The following is a 24195-nucleotide window of genomic DNA, read 5'->3' on the forward strand; positions in this document are numbered from 1 at the left end:
ATTGGCAAGCAAAAATACATGAGTCATAATCATTACTCTACAACATCAAAGACAGTTAAGCGGATCGTTTAATTTCTATTCAACTAATATACTTAACTCACCCTCCAGAGAACAAGTAGTAAAAAGCACGAATTAATACACTTTGAAGAAAAAATGAACAAGAACAGAAATATTATGATATTTGCAATTTATGGAGTATAGCTGTACTGATCGCTATTAATGTTGATTGATTTAATTAATTCCATGATCCTTTCAAACTGAAAGTTATGATTCAGATCGATTAAAAATTCTGCTAATAAAGCTTTAGTCTGAGGAATTTGTTCCAGTAGACCGGAAATGGTGCAATCGCTTCCTTGAGCAGCAGCATAATTCAGTTCCTGCAACCACTCTTGGGGCATTTGAGCAAGTAGTTTTGATACTTCTTCTGGAGTTGTTTGATTCTCTGCTGATTTTTGATGGCTGTTTTCTTGATAAATATATTTCAAGCCTAGATGGTATCTGAGTTTTTCTAGTAATACTTCTTCCCGGAAAGGTTTATTAACAAAATCATCGCAACCAGCGTTAATCATTGCTTTTCTATCTTCTTCAAAAACATTAGCGCTCAGAGCAACAATAACGGTTTGGAAACTGGATGCTGAATGCTCTGTATTTAATGCTTTAATCTGACTTTGTTTATTTTTGATTATTCTGGTAGCTTCGTAACCGTCAAGCACGGGCATCCTTATATCCATGAGAATCAAATGTGGTCTCCATGATTCCCAACTGGCTATCGCTTCTTTTCCATTTACTGCTTCCTTGACGCTAAATCCTAAAGATGAAAGTGATTTTACCAGTAACAGGCGACTTTCAGTCGCATCATCTACCACCAAGATCCGATATTGGGGTTGGTTTACTGCTAAACCAATAACCTGACGATAATTTGTTGTGGAAATGATTTCTTGGGAGCAGGATAATTCTACAGGAATATAAAAGGAAAAAGTACTTCCCATACCAATGATACTAGTAACGCTAATATCACCACCCATCAGCTTAATATATTTGCGACTAATTGCTAAGCCCAATCCTGTTCCCTGTTGAGATTTTCTTCCTGTCTCAGTTTGCCCAAAGGCTTCAAATAACAAGTCCATTTCTTCTGAAGATATGCCCGCTCCAGTATCTATGACATCAAATATCAAAAATTGTGAAGGAATATCAGATTCATTGTTAGTAGATTGAGATGGATCAACAGCTGCAGTCCCGATTCGATCCATTTGTTGCTCCGATTGATTTCGAGCGGCTGTATTGTTTTCTAATTTCTTGGGAAGTTCGGGCTCATCAATATTGAATTTAACTTTGAGGGTAACGTTACCTGTTTTGGTGAATTTAATTGCATTCCCCAATAAGTTCAGCAACACCTGACGTAATTTACTCGAGTCAGTTTGAATGTAGCGCGTGAGTTGGCGAACGTCGTATTCAAATACCAATTGTAGTCCTTTAGAAGTTGCACGAACTTGCAACATATCTTGCAAGTTGTCTAATAGAGCAACTAGATCGAAACTGGTGACATTAAGTGTCGTTCTTCCTGCTTCAATTTTTGACATTTCTAAAATATCATTAATTAAATTGAGCAAATGTTCCCCAGCACGATTGATAATTTCTACATTTTGTTGATGTTCGTTGAGGATGGAGCGATCGCGACTCATAATTTGGGTAAAGCCCAAAATTGCATTGAGTGGCGTTCTTAATTCGTGGCTCATATTGGCCAAAAATTCACTTTTTGCTCTATTTGCGGCGTCGGCAGCAATCACAGCTTGTTGGAGTGCTTCTGATTGGTTCCGGGTCTGGGCGAGTAATTGTCCTTGCTGAAGTGCTACACCTAAATGGTTACCAATTTGAACAACAATGTTGATTTCTCCTGTTTTCCAATGGCGAGGTCCGGAGTTTTGATAACTTGCAAGTAGACCCCATATTTTGTTCCCACAGAAAATCGGAACCGTAATATATGCTCGGGCTTGAAAACGCTCCAAAAAATTTATATAACAGCTTTCAAAACTTGCTTTATAAATATCTGGGACGCAAAGAAAACTAACTCCGCGACTATAAGCACCACCTTGGGTCTCTTGTAAATAAGTATCTACTAACTGCTCGTCATCACTGTCGAGCATTTGGACAACACAGCCTTCATTGTCCAAGGTATCTCCCGCCAACCCAGAACTATCTTTACCTTTATTTTTCATCATGGCGCTGACCCAAGGAGAACCTACAGACTCAGCAACGAATTCGCCACTCCAGTCGGGGTTGAAGCGGTAAACTACTACGCGATCGCAGTTAAGAACTTGGCGTAATTCTTGGGTAGTGGTGGTAAATATGCTTTCTAAATCTAGTGTTTGACGCATATTTTGAATAACTTGGGAAATAGCTTTTTCTCTTTCAGCACTTTCTCTTAAAGCAACTTCTGCTTCTTTGCGTTCGGTGATGTCGGTGATTGTGCCAATATAGCTATTTACTTCCCCATTTTCGTTATATTCGGCTAAAGCTTGATAAATTACCCAAATAACTTTGCCGTTTGCACCTAGAACTCTATGTTCGCACTGGTATTTTGTTTTGTTGTCAACAGCTTTTTGCCAAGTTATAAAAACGCGCTCGCGATCGTCTGGATGAATCACTTCTAACCAACCTTTACCCAATGCTGCTGATTGCGGCAGTCCGGTAATTTCTGTCCAACGTTGGTTGATATAAAAACAATTACCATCAGCATCATCGTGGAAAATGCACACAGGTGAAGCTTCAGCCAAAGTTTGATAGCGTCGCTGACTGGCTTGTAAATTTAGTTCAGCTTGTTTGCGTTCGCTGATATCTACCCAATATCCCACGCATTCAATAGGGTTTCCTAAATCGTCATGAATTAATCTTACCTGTTCGTAGAACCAGTGATAAGTTCCGCTTTTGTGTAGAAAACGATATTCAAAAGAACTATATTTTTGCTCGCAAAGTTTTGATAATTCGCAATGGACGCGTTCGATATCATCTGGATGAATGTGAGAAAACCAAAAGTTGGAATGTTCGAGAAATTCTCGGGCTTCGTAGCCCACCATTGCTTTAACATTTTCGCTAATAAAGGTATTAGCAAAGTCTTCTGATGGTTTCGTACTAAAAATGACTGCAGGACTAGAAGTGAGCAAATATTGCAGTCTTTCTGAAGCTAAACGTAATTCTTGTTCGACCCGTTTGCGTTCCCTTAGCACGGCTTTACGTTCGCTGATATCTTCGACAACGCCAATACAATATTTGAGCTTTCCTGATGGTTCTCGGACAACTGAAGCGGTTAGATTGGTCCAAATTGGTTCTCCATTTTTACGAATAAAGCACTTTTCCATGGAAAATACATCAATATCACCTTTTCCAGCTAAGCAAGCGTAATCTAAGTATTTTTCCAAAGAAGCAGGGTGAGTGATATCCTGACATGTCCTTTGTAATAGTTCGGCTTTGGAGTAACCGACTATTTGACAGAATTGTTGATTAACTTTAATGAAAAATCCATCTGGTGCAACTTGAGCAATCCCAACTGCTGCATTTTCGAATATTGCCCGAAATTCTTCTTCTCGCTCTTGTAACGCAGCTTCTGCACGTTTGCGATCAGTAATTTCAAATAAAACTGTACCAACATCAACACAGCGTTCATTTTCTGAGGGGATGGGAAAATAAGAAACTAAAAAGTGACGTAGGGTGTTTGGCTCTTCAAGTGAGGTACCACTCAATTCCAAATTTAGAACGGGTTGACCGTCGGTCATGACTTGTTTGTATACCGGCGCAATTACAGGTGCAATTTGAGGTAATACTTCATTGATAGTTCTGCCTAAATGTTCTTCTACTGAGATACCGTTAATTTCAGCAAGTAATTCATTAATTTGCAAAAACCGCAGTTCTTTATCTAAAATTGTTAATCCTACAGGAGCACAACTAAAGAAAGCATTGAGACGAGCTTCTCTCAAAGCAATTTCTCTTTCTAGAGTTTTTCTTTCTGTAATATCTTTATGGGTCCCCGTCATCCGCAACGCTTCGCCCCAGTGGTTGCGTTCGACAACTTTACCTTGAGATTGAATCCATTTCCATTCATTAAAACGAGAACGCATCCGAAATTCAACTTCATAAACGGGACTATTCCCGGCTAAATAATCTGTTAGGGCTTGTTTAATTTTTGGTATATCCTCTGGATGCATCAACTCTTCAGATGATGCATTGTTGTTGTTAGTTATCGTTTCTTTGTCGTACCCCAACATTTTCCACCACCGCCAGTCGCGATAAATTTTATCGTTGACTAAATTCCAGTCCCATAGTCCCAAGTCACTGGCTTCTAATGCTAGTTGTAAGCGTTCTTCACTTTCCCTGTGAGCAGCTTCTGCTTGTTTGCGTTGGATTAATGTTCCCAATTGAGCTGCAACTGCACCCACAAGTTCTAATAACCTTATGTCTACAGGAGCGCGATCGCTTTTGAAAAATACTAAAACTGCTAGTACTTGTTCGTTGGCTAAAATCGGCACCCCAAATCCAGCTTTTAAACCTACTCGGTCGGCGACGGTGGCGCGGACAAAGTTGGGGGGGAAAGTTTGAGATACATCTTCCAACCATTGTGGTTGTTTGGATTGCCAAACTTTACCGGCTATTCCGATTCCGGATGTCAGGGTGATACTTTCGCTATACAGACAAAATTCTTCTAAATTATTTTGATACCCATACCACCCCAAACAATATTCTAAAAATGTTCCATCATTGTTTGGATTCCAAGCTTCTGCAAAATCCCAACTAATATTGTTGCAGATCAAACGTAGGATTTGCGCTAAAGCATGATCAACATCAGCCGCTCGACTAATTGCTTGAGTTGTTAATAGTAACAAGCGGTTTTCATTTTCTGCCTGTTTGCGTTCTGTAATATCTCGAACAGTAGCTAAAACATGCTGTTGGTCACCAATTTCGATGGAATCAGCACTTAACAAAGCCGTACAAATTTCCCCATTTTTTTTGCGAATCTCAACTTCGTGGTTGCGTATAGTTTCAATTTGTCCCAGGAGTTGGGAAATTTGATGGTATTCCTTCAAATTCACCCAAATATTTACTTCTTCTGGGGTTCTATCTATGACTTCTTGACGAGTATAACCAAAAAAGTTGCAGAAACTGTCATTAACCTCGATATAACTGTTTTGGGGTAAGGCGCTGAGGAAAATTGGATCGGGAGAAGCACGAAATGCTGAAGCTAACATGACTTCTGATGCTCGGCGTGCAGCTTCTGCATTTTGACGGGACCTTGCTTCCAAGGCTAAATAAACTAAGTTTCCTAAGGAACGGGCAAAGTTTTCATCTTCTTGTGTCCAGTGGTGTTCGTTACCTACTTGTTCTAAGGATAGAATTCCTGTGGTTATTCCTCCTAATCTTAGGGGAATGCTCAGAGTAGCAGTAATATCTAAGGGGGTTAAATATGACTCAGTCAGTTGTTGAGTTCTGTGGTCGAGGATTGGCTGACTAGTCACTATTGGTTGATCGGCTTCTAAAGCCTGAAAATAATTAGGATAATCTGCTACTACTAATTCCGATCCTTCGCTGTGTCGGCTGCAACTTGACTCAAATAAATCTAGACATCTGACAACGGAACAAGAATCGTTATAAAGCCAAATACTAGCCCGTTCCACATTAACGTTTCTAGCTGCAGCTTCTGTGATTTCCCGTAGAGCTAATTTTAAGTCTCCCTGATAAATAACTTGATTTTTTGCAAGCTGGGTTAAAACAATATTATGATTACGAAGCTTAATGGCTGTTGTTCGAATTGCCTCATTGGCATGTTTGCGTTCTGTAATATCTCTATCTACACCCCGATAACCACTAAATTTACCCCAAGCATCAAATACTGGAACACTATTAGTTTCCAAGATTACTTGATGTCCATTTTTATGCAGGTTAGTTTTTTCCAAAGCCTGAAACGGATGTCGGGCAGCAATTTTTGAGTTGAAAACTCCCTTTAGCCTATTGGCTTCTTCGGGAGACACGAGGTCAAAAGGAGTTTTACCTAGTACTTCATGGGGATGATAACCCAATAGATCGAATACTCTGGGACTAGCATATGTATAGATAAAATCTCGATCTACTTCCCATACCCAACCACTACTAGTTTCAACCAAACTACGGAAACGTTCTTCACTCTCAAGGCGTTCGCGAATTTCTTCTTGGAGTTGTAAATTTTGCCGGTCGAGTTCGCTTCGAGCTATTTGCTCTTGTTCGAGAATTTGGGCTTGGGCTAGGGCTATTCCCAATTGAGAGGCGATGGACTCCAATAATTCTATTTCTTCAACTTTCCATTCCCGGTAGCGATCGCATTGATGCAAACCGATTATACCGTTGGGTTTTCCCTGATAGGAAGTGCGAACAGCCAACATGGATTTCATTTCCAATATCCGGCAAATATCCCTAACATTTTCTAGTAAGGGTTCTTTATAAACATCTTGAGAAGCAATTGCACGATCTTGGGACAAGACTTTATGAATATGGTGATTATTTGCAGTCAGAATTTGACTAACATGAACTTTTTTGTGCGAACTGCAACTAGGTGCAGTGAATTCTCCCAAACGTAAAAGCTGGGGTTGAGGAATATCAGTATAGCTACTAATTAATGCCCGGGATACATTTAAAGCTTGACCAATTTCTTTTGTAGATATCTCTACAATTGTTTTAGTATCTATATTGGAGCGAATTTTATCAGTAATCTTTCTGATGAATAAGCTGCGTTCTAACTGTTGCTGCAGTTTTTCTTCAGCTTGTTGGCGTTGACGCGCTAGAGAAATTGCTGTAGCTGCTGCTTGTAAAAAGGAAATCTCGTAATTATCCCAGACTTTTGCTTCTTGACAGTTATCAAAGCCGATAAAACCAAATAATTCTCCTTTGATAATCATTGGCAAAACTAGGGTTGATAAAACTGAATTTCCTCCTAGTATTTCCTGTGCCAATTTACTCAAACCTGAAACTTTACCACAGATAATTTCACCCCGAGCAAGTAATTTTATCCAAGTCGTAAATAATTTTTCTCTGAGCCGACTTTGGACTAATGAACTATGATTATTTGACTTAAATTCATCCTTACTCCATTCAGCTTTCTCACGTACAGACTTTATTCCGTTATCCTGACGCTGAATTTCAAATATATAGGCGCGACTAGCATTGGCTACATTACCTAAAATCTGGATAATTTGAGTCTCTAATTCACGACTTCCATCAAAACTCAACAAAGCACGCTGTACATCTACTAAACCGGCTAAGTAAGCTTCCCGTGAAACCCTTGCTGCTTCTGCTAATTTCTTTTCAGTAACATCTATTAAAGTAGTTACAGCAAAAGATTTCCCGTCATAGGAATCAAAATTTCCCCGCGCCATTTCCACGGTTAATTGATTCCCATTTTTCTGTTTTATCGTGTATTCATTTTTTCGTTTTCCTCTACCATAGTTATTATTCCCTAATTCGTAGCGGTAGGGAATTTTTTCTATGACTTCGAGTGGGTCGGACCCAATATAATTTAATTTAAATTTATTTCCAATTAATTCGTCCTTACTGAACCCATACAATTGGCAGTATGTTGGATTTACATCTACTAAAGATCCTGATTCATCAGTAAGACAAATTCCAACTTGAGCATTATTCAAAATTGATTCTATTTGCTGGTTGCGGTGATCTAACTGCAACGTAACTTTTCTTCTTTCTCTAATTTCTGTTTGTAGTTGAAGATTTTGAGCTTTAATTTGCTTTTGTAATTTTTGAATGGTGAGTTGATTCTCAACTCTAACTAAAATTTCTTCTGCTTGTAATGGTTTTGTTAAATAATCAGCAGCACCTAACCTTAGGGCTTTGACTTTGTCAAAAACTTCATTTTTAACGCTGGTGAATATAATGGGAATATCACGAGTTTTTTCGTAAGATTTTAAATACTTACATACCTGATACCCATCTAATCCTGGCATAACAATATCAAGCAAGATTAGGTTAGGTGGGGATGTAAAGGCTGCATTGAGGGCTAACTTACCCGATATGGCTCGCACCAGACTATAACCTTTACCAGCAAAAATTTCTGATAAAAAGTGTAGATTTTCTGCCCTGTCGTCAACTAATAAAATTTTGATATTTTCTTCATCCATATTGATTGAAAATGTCAGATTGTTTTAGTTGATTTTTTCATTCCCTAATGCTTTCTTAGTAAATTCAATTATTCTATCTAATTGAAAATGTTTCATCAGATAATTTAAGGTAAATCTCAGGTGATTTTTGTTATTGGGAATTTCTGCAATCAAAGAATTAACTAAACTTTCGTCAACTACACTTGAAGCATAATATAAATTTTTCAGCCAAGCTTTCGGCATTGTTTTTAACTCCTCTAAAGCCTCTATATTAAATCTGGCTTTGGACAAATATTTGTTATCAATTAAATCTTTATTCGAAAGTATAGATATTTTATTATAAATATAGCTTACATCTAAAAATTTAGCTATCATATCAAATACTCGAATTTCTGTAAGTGGTTTGGGAACTACATCATCATAACCAGCAGCTAAAATTTCTTGTTTGTTATTTAAATTAATACTATTAGCAAGGGCAATAATAACAGTTTTGTGAGTTACTGTTTTCATTTCTGCTTGTCGTTCTATTTCCTTAAATCTAATTTGTCTGGTTGCTTCGTAGCCATTAATTACTGGCATTCTTGTATCCATCCATATCAGATGAGGATGCCAGTTTTCCCAGGTTGTTATTGCACCCTTACCATTATTAGCTTCCCTAACTTTGAAACCGACAGATTCTAACAGTTTTGATAGCCATAGACGCGATTCTTTTGTATCGTCAACAACTAAAATTTTATATACTTGTTTGCCTGGCTTTAAGGCAATTACCTGGGGAATATCTAATGTATCTACTTGGGAACGTTCCGAAGTAGTAAATTTAGCATAAAACTTAAATAACGAGCCCTTACCTAAAATACTTTCTACTTGTATTTCTCCGCCCAGCATTTCAACAAATTTGCGGGTTATATTCAGCCCTAAACCGGTCCCTTGAGTTGATTCTTTCCCAGATTCAGTTTGAACAAATGCATCAAATAATTTAGTTGTTTCTTCTTCTGAAATTCCATATCCGGAATCTTCTACTTCAAAATATAAATATTGGGCTTCATTTTTTTTTGAACTACGATTCTCTTGCCAAACTCTTAAAGTAACACTTCCATTTTGAGTAAATTTAAGTGCGTTATCTATCAAATTTAGCAAGCAAATACGTAATTTTTTCTCGTCGGTCTTAATATATTGAGGTACATCTGCAGCCACTATAAAAGATAATTTATTCTTACTTTTAGCAGCTTTGATTTTAAATATTTCTTCTAAACTATCTAGTAGATAATAAAAGTCAAAATCTTTTTCTTCGATTTTATTTATTCCTGCTTCGGCTTTAGATATCTCCAATACTTCGTTGATTAATTGTAATAAATACTCGCCACTATTGTTAATTATTTTTAAATATTCTTGATATTCTAACTTCAAATTTGTGTCACGACTCATAATTTGTGTAAACCCAATAATTGAGTTCAAAGGAGTTTGTAATTCGTGACTCATTCGAGCTAGAAACTCATTTTTTGTTTGGTATGCCCGAAAAGCTATATTCTCTGCTTTTCGTCTTTCTTCAATTTCTATCTTTAGTTTATGATTTTGCTCTTTTAATTGTTGAGAGAGTCGACGAATAGTGATCTGATTTTCTATTCTTGCTAAAACTTCTTCTACTTGAAAGGGTTTAGTAATGTAATCAACGCCTCCCAATTTAAAAGCTTTTATTTTGCCATCAACATTTTGGATCGCACTAAGAAAAATAATTGGGATATCACAGGTGACTTGATCGCTCTTTAATTTTTGACAAACTTCATAACCGTCCAACTCCGGCATCATGATATCAAGCAGGATTAAATCAGGTGCAAGTGCATGCGCTGCTTTCAATGCCATTGAACCTGCACTTGCACCCCTAACTGTATACCCATACTGAGACAATGTCGCTGACAACATTTGCATTTCTTCTATGCTGTCATCGACTATTAAAATTTTACTCTGATGTAGTTGTCGCAGTTTACCGTTCATTCATCTTCATCTAAATTTCACACTTTTTGATTAAACTTAATTATTCTGCATAAAATAGCAAATTTAAACTGTGATAATATCCTTATTTAAAAATTAGGTATATGATATTTTTTAAAGCAAGGGTAGTAAATTTGTGAATAAATTAAATGGAGAAATAAATGGGTAAAATACAATTGATTTAGCTGAAATTTATTTGTGTATTTATTTTATGGGGTATATTTAGTGTTTGAGTTAACTGAAAATGTAATATACGTTTAGAAAATAAATATTCTTGTATTGACAATTGCGAGGGAAATAACACATTTTTCCTGTGATTTGATTTAGTAATTTGATTTTCAGTTAAAAATACTCGCATACTTTGTATCAACTCATTTGAATAATATCAAAAAATAATTTTCTATAGCTGAGAATTATGATGGATTAATCAAACAAGTATAAATTAGTGTGCTAATTTCCCGTGATTTCAAATAGGATTTTTCATAGTTCCATCTAAGTGTTAAAAACGCCACCAAGTTTTTTGGATGTAACTGAGAACTCCCATTATGATCGCAGTCAATAAAAACAATATGATTATTCCTCCAGGAAGAAATGTTAAAATTCCAAATCCCCTTAAAACCCAGACGGCGATCGCAATCCCAAGAAATATACCAAATCCCTGAATTAGTAGGCGATTTAATTTGGAAGATTGACTCACAATAATTTCCTCTGAATCACACAAATATATATTTTTGTATCTAGCTTTACTCGTTGTCCCAGAATTACAACTAAGCAATATGAATTAATAGTAAGCTGCCTGTGTCATTTTAACTGAACCTACCATAATTTTTGAATACGCTTTTGGATAATTACCATAACTAGACGGCTAGTATTTTCCATATTTTGAGCATTTACGGATATTTACAAACTTTGGGAATAATATCTTTTGAAAGATTGTTTCCGGAAAAATTGTCTTTTGAATTGCAAGTAGAATCAATTGTTTGATTTCCAGTGCAAATTCTTTTCAAACTTGAAACAATGAGGCTTTAGAACAAAGATTATGACTAAGTTTTGGAATTCAAATTCAGTTTCTACAGGTATGGATATGGCTTGGGACCAGAATAAACATCGGCTGCTGATGGAAGGTGAAATTTTAGTGGAGACCCAAGGACACACGAGAAATGGTGGTGCGGTACAGGCTTCAATGTATGTACCACTGATGCGTTCCAATGTTTGGCAACAATTAACTGATTATCCCCGTTGGGTCCAGTATTTTCCCGATGTTACTAAGAGTGTTGTTCTTAATAGAGGTGAGGTGAAACGCTTGTATCAAGCAGCACAGAAAGCGTTTTTATTCTTCACTGCCAAGGTTGAAATTTACCTTAATGTGGTAGAAGATTTAGGTCAAAGAATTCATTTTAGATTAGAGAAAGGCTCATTTGAAGATTTTAGTGCTGACATAAATTTGCAGGATTGTGGAGACGGGACTTTACTAACCTATGCAGTAAAAGCAACACCAGACATTCCCATACCTTCATTAATCATTCAACAGGCAATGAATTTTGAGTTACCTGCAAATATGCGTAAAATGCGACAGGTGCTTTGTAAGGGTCAACTAAAATAATGTCGCGTGCAGAAGAAATATTATCTTTTTGGTTTGGCGAGCCAGGTACAATAGAATACGGAAAGCAGCGTCAAATTTGGTTTCAGAAAAAAACTGAATTTGATATTACATTGCGGCGCGAGTTTTTATCAGATTACGAACAAGCCATTAATGGCGATCTAAATAATTGGTTAAATTTACCTGAAAGTTGTCTAGCTCTAATTTTGTTGCTCGATCAATTCCCGCGTAATATGTTTCGTGGCAAATCACAAGCTTTTGCAACTGACTGGGAAGCACTTTGTGCAGCACAACATGCGATCGCTCAAGGGTACGACCGAGAAATGCTACCAGTACAGCGTTGGTTTATCTATATTCCATTTGAGCATAGTGAAAATTTAGAGCATCAAAAGCAAGCAGTAAAGTTATTTAAACAAATTAGTGACGATCCTGACAGTGCAAGTGTTATTACTTACGCAATTCGTCATTTAGAAGTAATTGAACGTTTTGGGCGATTTCCCCACCGTAATGCAATATTAGGACGCGCTTCTACTCCAGAGGAGAAATTATTTTTAAAGGAGCCCGGATCTTCTTTTTAGAAATAATATTTAGCTGGTATTAACTAATTCGTATCAAAAGGCTTCCTAGAAAATACGGGAAGCCCTTACACAGCATTAAGTAATTAGGTCAGGATATTAAGCGGCAAACATGTGAATTTCGACCTGCGCCTATCTCTATAGTTAAAATTTAATTCTCCGATGTTTTCAGGGAAAATAGCGCTAGTTTTTTGGTTAGGGCATTTCTTCTATTTCCTTGACGGAAAGTAAGGACGTCATAAATACTATTATTTGGGCTATAAATCCAACTAAAAGTTATTTTGAGATTTCTTATAGCTCAACAATGAAATTATTAAAAAATGAAGATGTTATCCCAAATATAACTATTTAATTTCCAAATTAGAAACTACTGTAGGTTGGCGTTTTTATAGAGTTTTCGGTACTATCTGACTCTGTCTCAAACCATACTTGGTCTAACTCGCCTTCTGTAAAGTCAAAACCTAATTTAGCCGCAAAGTGAACAATTTTAGTCTTGTCCCAATTCCAAACACCAAAAACACCTTGCTGAGAACACTTTTTACAATATTGTTCGTAAACATCTCGATCTGAAACTAAAACTTCATAAAAAGCTGTAGCATTTTCAACTGACATAAAAGATCCTCCCTGTTTCCTTAGTTGCTAAATTTCTATGACTAGCTACGTAAGTACACGATATAATTGCGGTATCAGACAACATTTAGTTACTTAAGTCTTTATACTGAAGTAAATCACTTCTGCCGCCATAAATTATCATTTATTTACATTTCTTTCAGTAAAATACACTGGGTTAGTTAGAGTTTCAGTAAGAAAATCGAAGATCTACGTAGTATGAGTTAAAAGACTCAGTTGGAGAAAATATTGTTTCCTAAGCCAGTATAGAATTTATTCTGAATACAGAAATCTAATTTAGTTGATTTAGTTTATTTTTTGTTTGCGAAGAATCTTGCTTGTAAATAGTTTTGAATGTGGATTTGAACTTTCAACAACTACAGCTAATCCTGATATTAATTAAAATTAGTTCTATTACAGCAAAATTTATACGGGAAAGCCACACATCACTGAGAATTACGCTTACAAGGTTGTATTTGATCCCAAAAAACCCAACCCTGAGTACCATCAGTAAGTTTGACTTGTACAAAGTCTCCTTGAACTTGCATGAACATTACTTTATCACCTTCGGATAACTGTTTGAATCCATCAACTTCGGTATGGGGTTGGGGACGTAGTTTGATAGAGAATTTACCTCCAGTAGGTGCAACCACACGACACATATACCATTGTCGGGAGATCGAATTTTGTTTTGCCAAATTGCGTTCGAAACTCTCTGCTCGGAATAAGCCTAATAGCGCAATAGCACTAGCGATTGCAACACCCCCAGCACCTGTCAGAAATTTGATTTTCCCGAACAAAAACTGTATTAACCAATTATTTGGCAGTAAAAATGCTTTATCAATTGGCGACTGGTTGCTAACTTTTTGTGGAGGTAAAGTTTTAGCTACCGGTTCTTCTTGGGTGGAAACAAATTCTTCTTGCTTTTGCTCTATTTCTGTTTCTATGTGTGATGGATCTGCTTCTGGCTGTATAAGAAACGAATTGGGTCTGTTGGGAAAACGTTTTAAAGTAATAGCATCGACCTTGAGATTTTGTCTTCCCAAACGCACGCAACTTCCTTCTGTTAGAGGTATCTCTCCTGCTAATAATAACTGTCCATCAATAACTGGTGGGTTTGTTTGACGTAAATTCCGCAGAAAAAATTGCTGTTTTTGAGAATGGAAAAAGATTTCTGCATGTACCCCTGATACGGTAGGCTCAGAAAGGACAATGTCACATTCGTGGGAATTACGACCGATACGAATTTTTCCTGGTTGCTTGCTATCCTGATTTTCCAAGATTAAGCAGCTCTTTTCTGCCTGAGATTCTTCCCATCCCAACTTTAGTTCGTACAGACTACTAGCTGCAAGCGCTTTTTCTAGGTGGTTTCTACTTTGAAAATCTTCTAGCTTTCTGAGTGCTTCCAAGACTTCAGTTACTTTCTGATAACGTTCTTTGAAATGGTAACGTGTCATCTTGGTCAGTATTTCAGCTAAGTCAGGACTTACTGAAGTTAAATGTTGCCAAAGTATTTCTCCCGTATTTGGATCGTCTTCTAACTCCCCCGGATATAGTCCTGTCAAAGCTTGAACAGCTATCATTCCTAAGGCATAGATATCGCTACTAGAACGAGGTAAACGCCGAATTTGCTCGGAAGGCATGTAACCAGGAGTACCCACACTGATAGTTACTCTTGGTTGTCTGTAAATAGAAGTTTGACTTTGTATTTGCTTAATTGCTCCAAAATCAATTAGTACTATTTTTTTGTCAGATGAACGACGGATTAAATTTGCCGGTTTGAGATCTCGATGAATAACTCCTTGAGAATGGACAAATTCCAAAATTTCTAGAATTTCTACGAGCATTTCAATAATTTCGCCCTCTGTCCATCTCAGCCCTTTTGGTAATTCTAAATTTAGGGTATGTCCTGGGATAAATTCTTGTACTAAGTAAAACTGTTGCTCTTCTTCAAAATAATCTAATAGTTTGGGTATCCGGTCATGACTTCCTAATTTTTCTAATGTATCTGCTTCCTTTTCAAATAGAATTCTGGAAGTTTCTAAAACTTTAGATTCGGTACTAGAGGGTTTAAGATGTTTCAGGACACACCGAGGATTACCGGATAAAAGAGTATCTTCTACAAGATAAGTTTGTCCAAAGCCTCCCGAACCCAAGACTTTAATGACTTTATAATGTCCTGCTACTAAATTACCTATCATATTCTGATGGTGATGTTTTAAATATTGCTATTTCGAGATAGATGTCCAGTACTAGAAGTTTATTTTAACTAGTTATTTTGACAACATACCTAACTGACAAATAATAACTTTTAGTTAGTTTGTAATTCAGTTTAAACATTAAATAAAAATGAGTGCGATAAATATTATCTTAGATACACCAACTAGTAAATCAATAGCAAACCTAGAAAATCATTGTTGCCATTTTGGCAATTATTTATAAGGTTATACTATCTATTTTTTGGATAAGATTATTTATCCAGTTACATTTATGGCACATTTTTTAGGAGATGTCAGCTTTAGATTATTACTGACGATAAAAATTTATAAAAAAAATCGTAAAGCTTTATTCGTCGTGAATGGCTATAGCTTAAACTTAATTGCAAGGGAATATATACACAATTTGTGTTTATAGTAAACATTTTTAATACTGATGAAGAAGCGAGACTATAAAGGCCAATATAAATATAAATATCAACATCTATCTATTATGAGTTTTATATTACGAATATAATCAAAATTTAGATAATTACTAGATATAAAATATACATTTTTTGTATTTTCAATCTAATTATTTACCAAATCAACAAAAATAGTTGTACGCGAAATAGATGATATATTTGCTCTTTCATATATTTAAGTCGCTTAATTTATAACAAAAAAATTAATATTAGTTTTATAAACAAATACTTATATTGATAGTTTGTAAAAAGCAAGACTGTTAAAACGTAATGCCAGTTACTATTTATTGCTGTTATATCCGAATGTTTTAGTAAATGTTTTAGTAAAAGATTTATGCCTGACTTTTGTGCTCAAAGTATGCTAAGACATAAAAGTTCTACTGATTAAGTTTATAAAACTGCAAACTCGGGGAACACTGAGATTAACCTTAAACCTGCAAAGGGTAATTGGTAATAGAAAATCTCTCCCAAGGAAATTGAGACGTGATAATGCTACGTGGGTTTACTTCTCTGGTATTAGCTTGTACTGTTTTCGGACTAATCGCTGTCCCAAATGCTAGTAATGCTGTTGTATCTAAACAAGATGAACAAGAAAAATACCCAACTGAAAGTTCTCAGCAAACAATTCTGGCTGAAAACTATCTTGAAAAATATCTTGAAAACTACAAATCTGTAGGTGTTGACTCCTCTGAGTTAACCCCTACGTATCCAGCAACGACGCCACCACCTGGAGTAAAGCCCCTACCAAATCAACGAATATTGCAAGACAATCATAAAGATGTAGATTATCGCGTTCATGCTTTACAAAAAGATTATCTAGGTCATCTATGGGTAGGTTCTGGAAGAGGTCTCACGCGCATAGATCCGAACACTGGAGATATTTTAGCTCGTGTCAATTTGCCAAGCCTTGCAATTGGCGCTTTAGCAGAAGATAAAGTTGGACGTATATGGGTAGGAACCTATGCTGGGTTAAAACGAGTAGACCCCCGCAGCAGTGAAATTACAGCACAAAATTTATTTTTACCTTCTAAAAGGGTTTTGTCTTTACAACTCGACCAACGGGGCTATTTATGGGTTGGAACTGATAATGGATTAGCTTTGGTCAGTCCCGACAAAGGTTTAATTATGACGACCTTAAAAAAATTACCGGGAGTTAGCGCCAATAGCATGACCCTCGATGCAGATGGTCAGCTTTGGGTTGGAACTTTAGAAGGTCTGGTACGGGTAAATACAGCCAGCGCTTTTGTGATGAAACATATTAATAATTTACCCGGTACAACCGTACAAGCCCTCGCGATCGATTCCAAAGGTCTAATTTGGGCGGGAATGGCAAACAATTTACTGGTAATCAACCCTAAAAATGGCACAATACTCAGATCTGTAACTCGGTTGCGGGGTAAAGATGTGAGATCGATTAAGTTTGCTCGAGATGGTAGCGTTTGGGTTGGAACTAGAAATGGTTTACTCAGATTAAATCCCCACAACGGAGCGGTATTGGATCAAGTTGCGGGATTACCATCCAGTCGAGTTATGTCCATTGCACCCGACGTAGGAAATAAATTATGGGTTGGTACTAGTGAAGGTTTAGCTTGGCTAATGCCAAATATGGAAAGAGCACAACCTCATTTTGCATTTGGTCGAGATGTTGAGTAATTAGTAATGACCTGTCAAAGATATAAATAATTTTGTTTGCCAAATAAAAGGACAAGATTAGAAGTCAAAATTTAAATTTCTGCAGAGAATATATGACAAATGGCGGATGACAATTACACATGCAGCAGTGAACATTGCACATGCAACCTCACAGACATCTGATATTTGTGAACATTTTGCAGAACTCTCTTGCAAAGGGGTGAAGTTCCGCAGATAATTAGGTGTATCCACGCAAATTAATTGCAGTGATGCTCTGCTGTCTTAATCCTGCCTGTAAAAATCCCTCCCACCCTGATGACACTAACTTTTGTAGTAATTGTGGTACCCCACTGTTGCTGCTGAGAAATCGCTATCATCCAATCAAATTAATAGGTGCTGGAGGATTTGGAAGAACTTATCTAGCAGAAGATATTGATAAGCTCAATGAAAAATGTGTTATTAAACAATTTGCCCGTCAAACACGTGGAACTTATGCTCTAAAAAAGGCAAAAGATTTATTTGAGCAAGAAGCTAGACAGTTACAAAAATTAGGAGAGTATCCACAAATACCAAGATTGCTCGCTTATTTTGAAGACAATTCTTGTCTATATATGGTGCAAGAGTTTATCGATGGGGAGAATTTACTTTCTGAATTGAAACAAGAAGGAATTTTTGGCGAGCAAAAAATTAGAGATTTACTACAGGACCTCTTAAATATTCTCCAAATAGTTCACGAACATAAAATTGTTCATCGGGATATTAAGCCAGATAATATAGTCCGTCGTTCTAGCGATCGCAAGCTGGTGCTGATAGATTTTGGTGCTTCTAAGCAATTAATGACCACAGTGATGCCAGAACATGGAACAGCTATCGGATCTATGGGTTATGTTCCCATGGAACAGATAGAAGCTGGTGAGGCTTATCCTGCAAGCGACTTATACAGTTTGGGTGCTACTTGTTTTCATCTTTTAAGTGGAATTTTACCTTGGGAAGCTTGGAAGAGAGAAGGTTATAGCTGGGTAAAATGTTGGCGGAAATATTTACAACAACCTTTAAGTCAAGAGTTGGGATTATTTATCGATAAGTTGCTTCGGCAAAACTACAAACAGCGCTATCAATCAGCCGAAATTGCTTTACAGGAATTAATTAAGCTCCCATTGAACTCCAGTCAACCAGGGGAATTTTTCTTTTCCGGAAATCAACCTTACTTGTCTCAAGAATCTTCACAAGAATCTGTAACGCGTACCCTTGAACCTTCATACGTCAATTCAAACTCAATTAATTCAAACTCAATTAATTCAAACTCAATTAATTCAAACTCAATTAATTCAAACTCAATTAATCCAAACAGCATAAGTTCGCCTTCATTACAACCAGGAATCCCCACTCGGGAAATTATTTCTCCAAGCAACTTTCAAAGTATGCTTTCATCATCACTTCTGGAAGCACCTGCAGCCGTATCAACCAGCAATAATTTGCCATCCCTCCATTCTCTTGCCTTACCAAAACAAAGTAGTAAAGTTAAACAAGGACTGACTGTAGTTGGAATTTTTATACTCTTGAGTTTGGGGATATATGGTATTTGGAGCAAGAATAAAGAAACTTCTCCCTCTGTGCAAAAAGCTGAAACATCACTATCCTCAACTGTCCCTTCAGAGGAAATAGTTCTAGTTAAGACTCTTACCGGACATGATAGTCGCATCAAATCCATGGTGATTAGTCCCGACAGTGAAACATTAATCAGTGCTAGTACTGATAATACTATCCATATCTGGCACATACCTACAGGTAAGTTGGAAAAGAAAATTGCCAATCGTAATAGTCATGTGAGATCTATCGCAATCAGCCCTGATGGTAATACTTTAGTCAGTGCTCATGATGACAATAAAATTGACATTTGGTATTTACCTACTGGTAAATTAGTAACGAGTCTCAATGGTCACAATAGTGATATCTTTTCCGTTATTATTAGTGAAGATGGTAGGACTTTAGCGAGTGGAAGCGAAAATGATATCAAAGTTTGGGAACTAGCAACAGGGAAGTTACAAACTACACTTAAAGGACATTTTGCTCCTCTAAAATCAATAGCACTGAGTCCGGATGGTCAGACTATAGTAAGTGCTAGCGCAAATAAAATCAAAGTTTGGGATTTGTCAACAGGGGAGTTAAAAACTACTATTCCTCAAGAAGCTGGAATCTATTCTTTAGCGATCGCCCCGGATAGTAGAACTTTGATAAGTGTTGATTTCAATGGTCACGTTCATCGTTGGAAGTTAAAAACAGGCGTTCTCAAACACACTCTTGCAGACCGAAGAGATACTGTATTATCCGTATTTATTAGCCAGGATGGTAATACCCTGGTTACTGGAGGTCCCAACAACCAAATTAAGATTCGGAATTTACGGACAGGAGATTTGAGAACTATCTCCACAGATCATCCCGATGATGTAAAGTCTGTGGCGATCGCTCCTGATGGCAAAACTCTGATTAGTGGAAACAAAGATGAAACCATCAAGATTTGGCGAATACCTTAGGAGATTTTTTCAGAATAATATTTACCAAACTATTATCACTATACTATTTATTAATACTTCCGAGCCTGCTTAGAGCGTTACGAACGCGAGCGCGCGGTTCTTTGTTAAATCGAGCATTAGGGGCTTCCATAATTCGCAAAACTTTTGTGAATTCTGCGATCGCTTGTTGGCGCTGCTGAGTTGGAAGATTACTATTTTGCCAAGCTGTAGCCGTATCACGCGCGATTTGTCCTAGGATTGTTGCTGCATAGCCAGGTGAATGCTTCTGATTACCAGTAAGAATTGTGCGTAATTTGGGAACTAAACTCAATGCATTTGCTCCCATATTCCCAATTCCAAGAATTGCTTGATTGCGTTTGTTGTCATCTACCGAATCTAATCGTACTTTGTAATAAGGTAAGAGATAGGGAGCCGACTGAGTGCCATAATACTTTAACTGAGATAATGCCTGACGTTGCACTGAAGTCTTAGGGTATTGTAATAATCGTCCGATAACAGGTAAACCTTGATTCTGTCCGAATTGGAGTAATGCCCAATTGCTTGCCAGTTGCATCTGAGGATTATTATCTTTGAGGGCTCTTATAAGAGCACGAATAGCCCTGCGATCGTCTAATTTACCTAGTGCAATTGCAGCATTTACTCGCACTAAGTTTTCAGAATTATGAGGTGGATTGGGATATCTCGATGGTATTAAAAACGGTGGCAAAATAGGCAGTGAAGAAAAGTAGTTTTCTTTGGTGCGTCGTAGAATATAACGCCCTCTATCTTTCAGTAATTCTACTAAAGTAGGAACTGCAGACCGAGCGTTTTCTCCCATATTACCCAGCAATTTTGCAGTTTCCAAGCGTATAATGGGTTGTGGGGCTTTTAATCCTCGAACTAATTCTGGTAATGCTCTTCTTCCTAACAGTTTTAAGCCATCGCTGGCGGCATTACGAACTACAGAATCCTCATCTTTAAGGGCTTTAAGCAACGGAGCAGCAGTGCTACTATCAGCTTCGGAACCAAAAACTTTACGCAAAAGTGACCTCGAATCTTGAAATACCCTAGCTGCACTACGGCGTAGCTTTGGATCGGGATTCTGTATTGCTTCTAACCAATGAGATAGTAAAGGTGTGGAAGCTCCAATTTCTGCAAGCGCCCATGTAGCGTTAAGTTTTACCCAAGGGTCTGGGTCTTGCAAAGCTTCAGTTAATACAGGAGTCGCTGCTGCTCTAGTGGGTAAACCAATTTTTCCCAGGGCTGCGATCGCAGTAATCCGCAGTAGGTTTTCGGGATTTTGAGGGGGAACGGGTGGTACACGTCGTTGTATTTGGGTACCTGGTAAAACACGGGAATTTATTCGGGAAATTGGTCGGGGAGAAGGTGATAAAGGAGGTAATGCAGGTAAAACCGGTAAGTTTGAACCATACCAATTGGATGAAGTTCTAGGTGGTGATGGTACTATTGCTCTTTGAGTATTGCCGACCATCTCAACCAATGTGGGAATTGCTGGAACTGCTGCATCGGTAAGATTTCCCAAAACTTCTGCAACACCACTTTTGACTAGAGGGTCAGGGTCTGATATTGCTTTAACTAGTTCTGGCACAATATTTTGTTTACTTTCGCTTAGTTGTCGAATGATTTTTCGACGCTTTTCGACATCAGCAGTCCGGAGTTGTTCCACTAATTCCGTAACAATAATGGATTTTGTACTTACCCGATTCTGAGGAGATCCTGACGTGGGTGATGTTTGTGAGACAACTAGGGGTAAAAAGTTTAATTTTTTGCTGGGAACTGCAACAGATTTCTTCTCCGTCAAAAAAGTCAAAACCGCAAACAGACTTACGGCAAAATAGATTTGAGAATTCATTTTATTGAACTTTGAATTTTTATAAAATTTACGAAGTATTAGTGGCTTTCAAGTATTTTAATATACTTGCACCTGCTAGTCGATTCCTTTATGTGCAACTATATCTCGCTTTCATATATCTCCTTTTTTGTCTCTATATTTAATTTATTTCGATTCTCAAAAAGAGTATTATATTTGACTTGACAAGGAAGATATATTTTCAGTTAAACAACAAAGAATAGTCACTAACATAGATTAATTAGAAGATTTTATGGGAGCTTTGTCTTCACCAAACTTTGTTTTTTCTAAACATTTCGGATATTTCAAAATCCTCAGTAATTTCTTGTAGATAAATAATTCAGATAAAGAAAATCCTGAGAAAAATTACAAAAAATAACTTAAAAATAATAAATCTTGGGAAACAATTTTTTTATAAACCTATATTTCTTTTAGTCCACTTAATGCTTTATATTGGGCGAGGGAGTGGTTGTGTGTTCCGTTAGGGTTTTAAATATGTAAATAAGTGCCGCGCTGCCTTTATAAAGCCATAATTTAACACCATTATGGGTGAAACGCGGGAGATTTATTTTTATTTAAAGTTAAAATTAATCGTTTACCGCCTAATTGCAACCATTCAAGCGTAATTAAGATTAAACTGAAAAGTCTTCATCAGGAAAAACTTTTAGCTTCACAATAAGCAATCATGTCTAAGGTTCTCGTATCAGATTCGATCGATCGGGCTGGGATTGATATTTTGTCCCAAGTCGCAACTGTCGATGTAAAACTAGGTCTAAAACCAGAAGAATTAATCAAGATTATTGGTGAATATGATGCACTGATGATTCGTTCTGGGACCCGCGTTACTCAAGAAGTAATTGAAGCAGGAGCGCATTTAAAGATTATCGGTCGCGCTGGTGTGGGTGTTGATAATGTAGATGTACCTGCAGCAACCCGTCAAGGAATAGTTGTTGTTAATTCTCCTGAAGGTAATACAATTGCTGCAGCAGAACATGCTGTTGCAATGATGTTATCTTTATCCCGCCATATTCCAGATGCAAATGCTTCAGTGAAAAAAGGAGAGTGGGATCGTAAAACTTTCGTTGGTGCGGAAGTTTATAAAAAAACTTTAGGTATCGTCGGTTTGGGTAAGATTGGTTCCCATGTTGCTGCAGTTGCAAAAGCAATGGGAATGAAGTTACTTGCATTCGACCCCTTTATTTCTCGGGAAAGAGCCGAACAAATTGGCTGTCAACTAGTAGATTTAGATTTGTTAGTACAGCAAGCTGATTATATTACTCTGCACATTCCTAAAACCCCAGAGACAACTCACCTCATTAACAGCGAAATGCTGAAAAAAATGAAGCCCACTACCCGAATTATTAACTGTGCTCGTGGTGGGATCATTGATGAGGAAGCTCTAGCTGTTGCCATCAAAGAAGGTACAATTGCAGGAGCTGCATTGGATGTTTACGAATCCGAGCCATTAAAGGAATCTCCTTTAAAATCTTTAGGAAAAGAAATGGTGCTGACTCCTCACTTGGGTGCTTCAACTACAGAAGCACAGGTGAATGTGGCGGTTGATGTTGCGGAACAAATTCGGGATGTATTGTTGGGACTTCCTGCACGTTCAGCAGTGAATATTCCCGGTTTGAGTCCGGATATCTTAGAAGAACTCAAGCCTTATATGCAGTTGTCAGAAACTTTGGGGAATTTGGTCGGACAATTAGCAGGTGGAAGGGTAGAACTGCTTAATGTCAGCCTCCAAGGTGAATTAGCAACTAATAGAAGTCAACCTTTAGTTGTAGCTGCTCTCAAAGGTTTACTTTTCCAAGCGTTGCGCGAACGGGTGAATTATGTAAACGCCAGTATTGAAGCGAAGGAGCGCGGGATTCGTGTTATTGAAACCCGAGACGATTCAATAAAGGACTACGCTGGTTCTTTGCATTTAGAAGCAACTGGTAATTTAGGAACTCACTCAGTAACTGGTGCTTTATTGGGTAATGGGGAAATTCGCGTGACAAATATTGATGGTTTCCCAATCAACGTTCCCCCGAGTCACCATATGCTATTTACCGTACACCGCGATATGCCAGGGATTATCGGTAAAATTGGTTCCTTACTGGGAAGTTTTAACGTGAATATTGCCAGTATGCAGGTGGGACGTAAAATCGTACGCGGGGATGCTGTCATGGTTCTCAGTTTAGACGATCCTTTACCTGAAGGCATTTTAGCTGAGATTATTAAAGTACCCGGTATTCGTGATGCATATACTGTGACATTGTAATATTTGTCTTATGGAATTTTAAAGCCGTTCGGATCTCGAGCGGCTTAGTCGTGGCTAATCGGTAATAAGTAATTGGCGATCGCGTGAGTTTCTGGTTTCAAAAACACCGTTCGCAAAAACAATTGAAAACTGAACGATTCTCACACCAATTACCAACAACCAATTACCGACTACCAGTTTTTAAACATACAAGAAAATATGTAGGTAAAGTATGATACAAATTTATAAATTAAGATCTTAAAATTAAGAAATATAACAGATGCAGATTCATCACAGTTTGCATAAGCTAGTAGTAGACTGAGCTAGATCGTTAAATTCTTAGAATCAAAAGG

The 24195-nt window shown here is 37.3% G+C and carries 11 protein-coding genes; 5 read left to right on the forward strand and 6 right to left on the reverse strand.

The genetic code is table 11. The features are described from left to right. Window positions 1–188: 188 nt before the first annotated feature. From BC008_RS22215 to BC008_RS22225, 3 genes are all read right to left on the reverse strand, one after another. A complete protein-coding gene (locus tag BC008_RS22215; RefSeq protein ID WP_058183831.1) occupies window positions 189–8150 on the reverse strand; it encodes a PAS domain S-box protein in 7962 nt (2653 codons plus the stop codon). Window positions 8151–8174: 24 nt separating this feature from the next. Beyond that, window positions 8175–10121, reverse strand: coding sequence for an ATP-binding response regulator (locus tag BC008_RS22220; protein WP_027840613.1), 1947 nt, complete (start codon window positions 10119–10121; stop codon window positions 8175–8177). A gap of 496 nt (window positions 10122–10617) precedes the next feature. Then, window positions 10618–10818, reverse strand: a complete 201-nt coding sequence (locus BC008_RS22225; RefSeq protein WP_153009639.1) for a hypothetical protein — start codon at window positions 10816–10818, stop codon at window positions 10618–10620. A gap of 339 nt (window positions 10819–11157) precedes the next feature. On the opposite strand from BC008_RS22225, the gene BC008_RS22230 reads away from it, so the two are divergent. Together BC008_RS22230 and BC008_RS22235 are read left to right on the forward strand one after the other, a co-directional pair. Beyond that, complete coding sequence (locus BC008_RS22230) at window positions 11158–11721, forward strand: SRPBCC family protein (RefSeq protein WP_027840614.1); 564 nt, start codon at window positions 11158–11160, stop codon at window positions 11719–11721. Continuing rightward, window positions 11721–12296 (forward strand): DUF924 family protein, encoded by a 576-nt coding sequence (locus tag BC008_RS22235; RefSeq protein WP_027840615.1) that lies wholly within the window; start codon window positions 11721–11723, stop codon window positions 12294–12296. Before BC008_RS22230 ends, BC008_RS22235 begins: the two co-directional genes overlap by 1 nt. A gap of 357 nt (window positions 12297–12653) precedes the next feature. Here the strand turns inward: BC008_RS22235 and BC008_RS22240 are convergent, their stop codons facing one another. Together BC008_RS22240 and BC008_RS22245 are read right to left on the reverse strand one after the other, a co-directional pair. Beyond that, entirely contained in the window at window positions 12654–12905 is a 252-nt protein-coding gene (locus BC008_RS22240; protein WP_027840616.1) for a Nif11-like leader peptide family natural product precursor, read from the reverse strand. Between the two features lie 443 nt (window positions 12906–13348). Further along, on the reverse strand, window positions 13349–15103 hold the full coding sequence (locus BC008_RS22245; RefSeq protein ID WP_027840617.1) for an FHA domain-containing serine/threonine-protein kinase: 1755 nt from the start codon (window positions 15101–15103) through the stop codon (window positions 13349–13351). A gap of 968 nt (window positions 15104–16071) precedes the next feature. Between BC008_RS22245 and BC008_RS22250 the strand changes: the two genes are divergently transcribed. Further along, window positions 16072–17235: a ligand-binding sensor domain-containing protein gene (locus BC008_RS22250; RefSeq protein WP_058183833.1), complete on the forward strand. Its 1164-nt coding sequence runs from the start codon at window positions 16072–16074 to the stop codon at window positions 17233–17235. 221 nt (window positions 17236–17456) lie between these two features. Beyond that, window positions 17457–19748: a serine/threonine-protein kinase gene (locus BC008_RS22255; RefSeq protein ID WP_058183834.1), complete on the forward strand. Its 2292-nt coding sequence runs from the start codon at window positions 17457–17459 to the stop codon at window positions 19746–19748. A 43-nt stretch (window positions 19749–19791) separates the two neighbouring features. Here BC008_RS22255 and BC008_RS22260 read toward each other — a convergent pair whose 3' ends face one another. Next, window positions 19792–21600, reverse strand: a complete 1809-nt coding sequence (locus BC008_RS22260; protein ID WP_027840620.1) for a HEAT repeat domain-containing protein — start codon at window positions 21598–21600, stop codon at window positions 19792–19794. Between the two features lie 682 nt (window positions 21601–22282). Between BC008_RS22260 and serA the strand changes: the two genes are divergently transcribed. Continuing rightward, a complete protein-coding gene (serA, locus tag BC008_RS22265) occupies window positions 22283–23863 on the forward strand; it encodes a phosphoglycerate dehydrogenase (protein WP_027840621.1) in 1581 nt (526 codons plus the stop codon). Window positions 23864–24195: the final 332 nt, after the last annotated feature.

Source organism: Mastigocoleus testarum BC008 (genome assembly GCF_001456025.1).
GTDB lineage: Bacteria > Cyanobacteriota > Cyanobacteriia > Cyanobacteriales > Nostocaceae > Mastigocoleus > Mastigocoleus testarum.

What these genes read in the sequence shown, in the direction of transcription:
- serA (WP_027840621.1), top strand. Translation starts at nt 22,283, where the DNA reads ATGTCTAAGGTTCTCGTATCAGATTCGATCGATCGGGCTGGGATTGAT.
- BC008_RS22240 (WP_027840616.1), bottom strand. Translation starts at nt 12,905, where the DNA reads ATGTCAGTTGAAAATGCTACAGCTTTTTATGAAGTTTTAGTTTCAGAT.
- BC008_RS22230 (WP_027840614.1), top strand. Translation starts at nt 11,158, where the DNA reads ATGACTAAGTTTTGGAATTCAAATTCAGTTTCTACAGGTATGGATATG.
- BC008_RS22250 (WP_058183833.1), top strand. Translation starts at nt 16,072, where the DNA reads ATGCTACGTGGGTTTACTTCTCTGGTATTAGCTTGTACTGTTTTCGGA.
- BC008_RS22260 (WP_027840620.1), bottom strand. Translation starts at nt 21,600, where the DNA reads ATGAATTCTCAAATCTATTTTGCCGTAAGTCTGTTTGCGGTTTTGACT.
- BC008_RS22235 (WP_027840615.1), top strand. Translation starts at nt 11,721, where the DNA reads ATGTCGCGTGCAGAAGAAATATTATCTTTTTGGTTTGGCGAGCCAGGT.
- BC008_RS22220 (WP_027840613.1), bottom strand. Translation starts at nt 10,121, where the DNA reads ATGAACGGTAAACTGCGACAACTACATCAGAGTAAAATTTTAATAGTC.
- BC008_RS22245 (WP_027840617.1), bottom strand. Translation starts at nt 15,103, where the DNA reads ATGATAGGTAATTTAGTAGCAGGACATTATAAAGTCATTAAAGTCTTG.
- BC008_RS22215 (WP_058183831.1), bottom strand. Translation starts at nt 8,150, where the DNA reads ATGGATGAAGAAAATATCAAAATTTTATTAGTTGACGACAGGGCAGAA.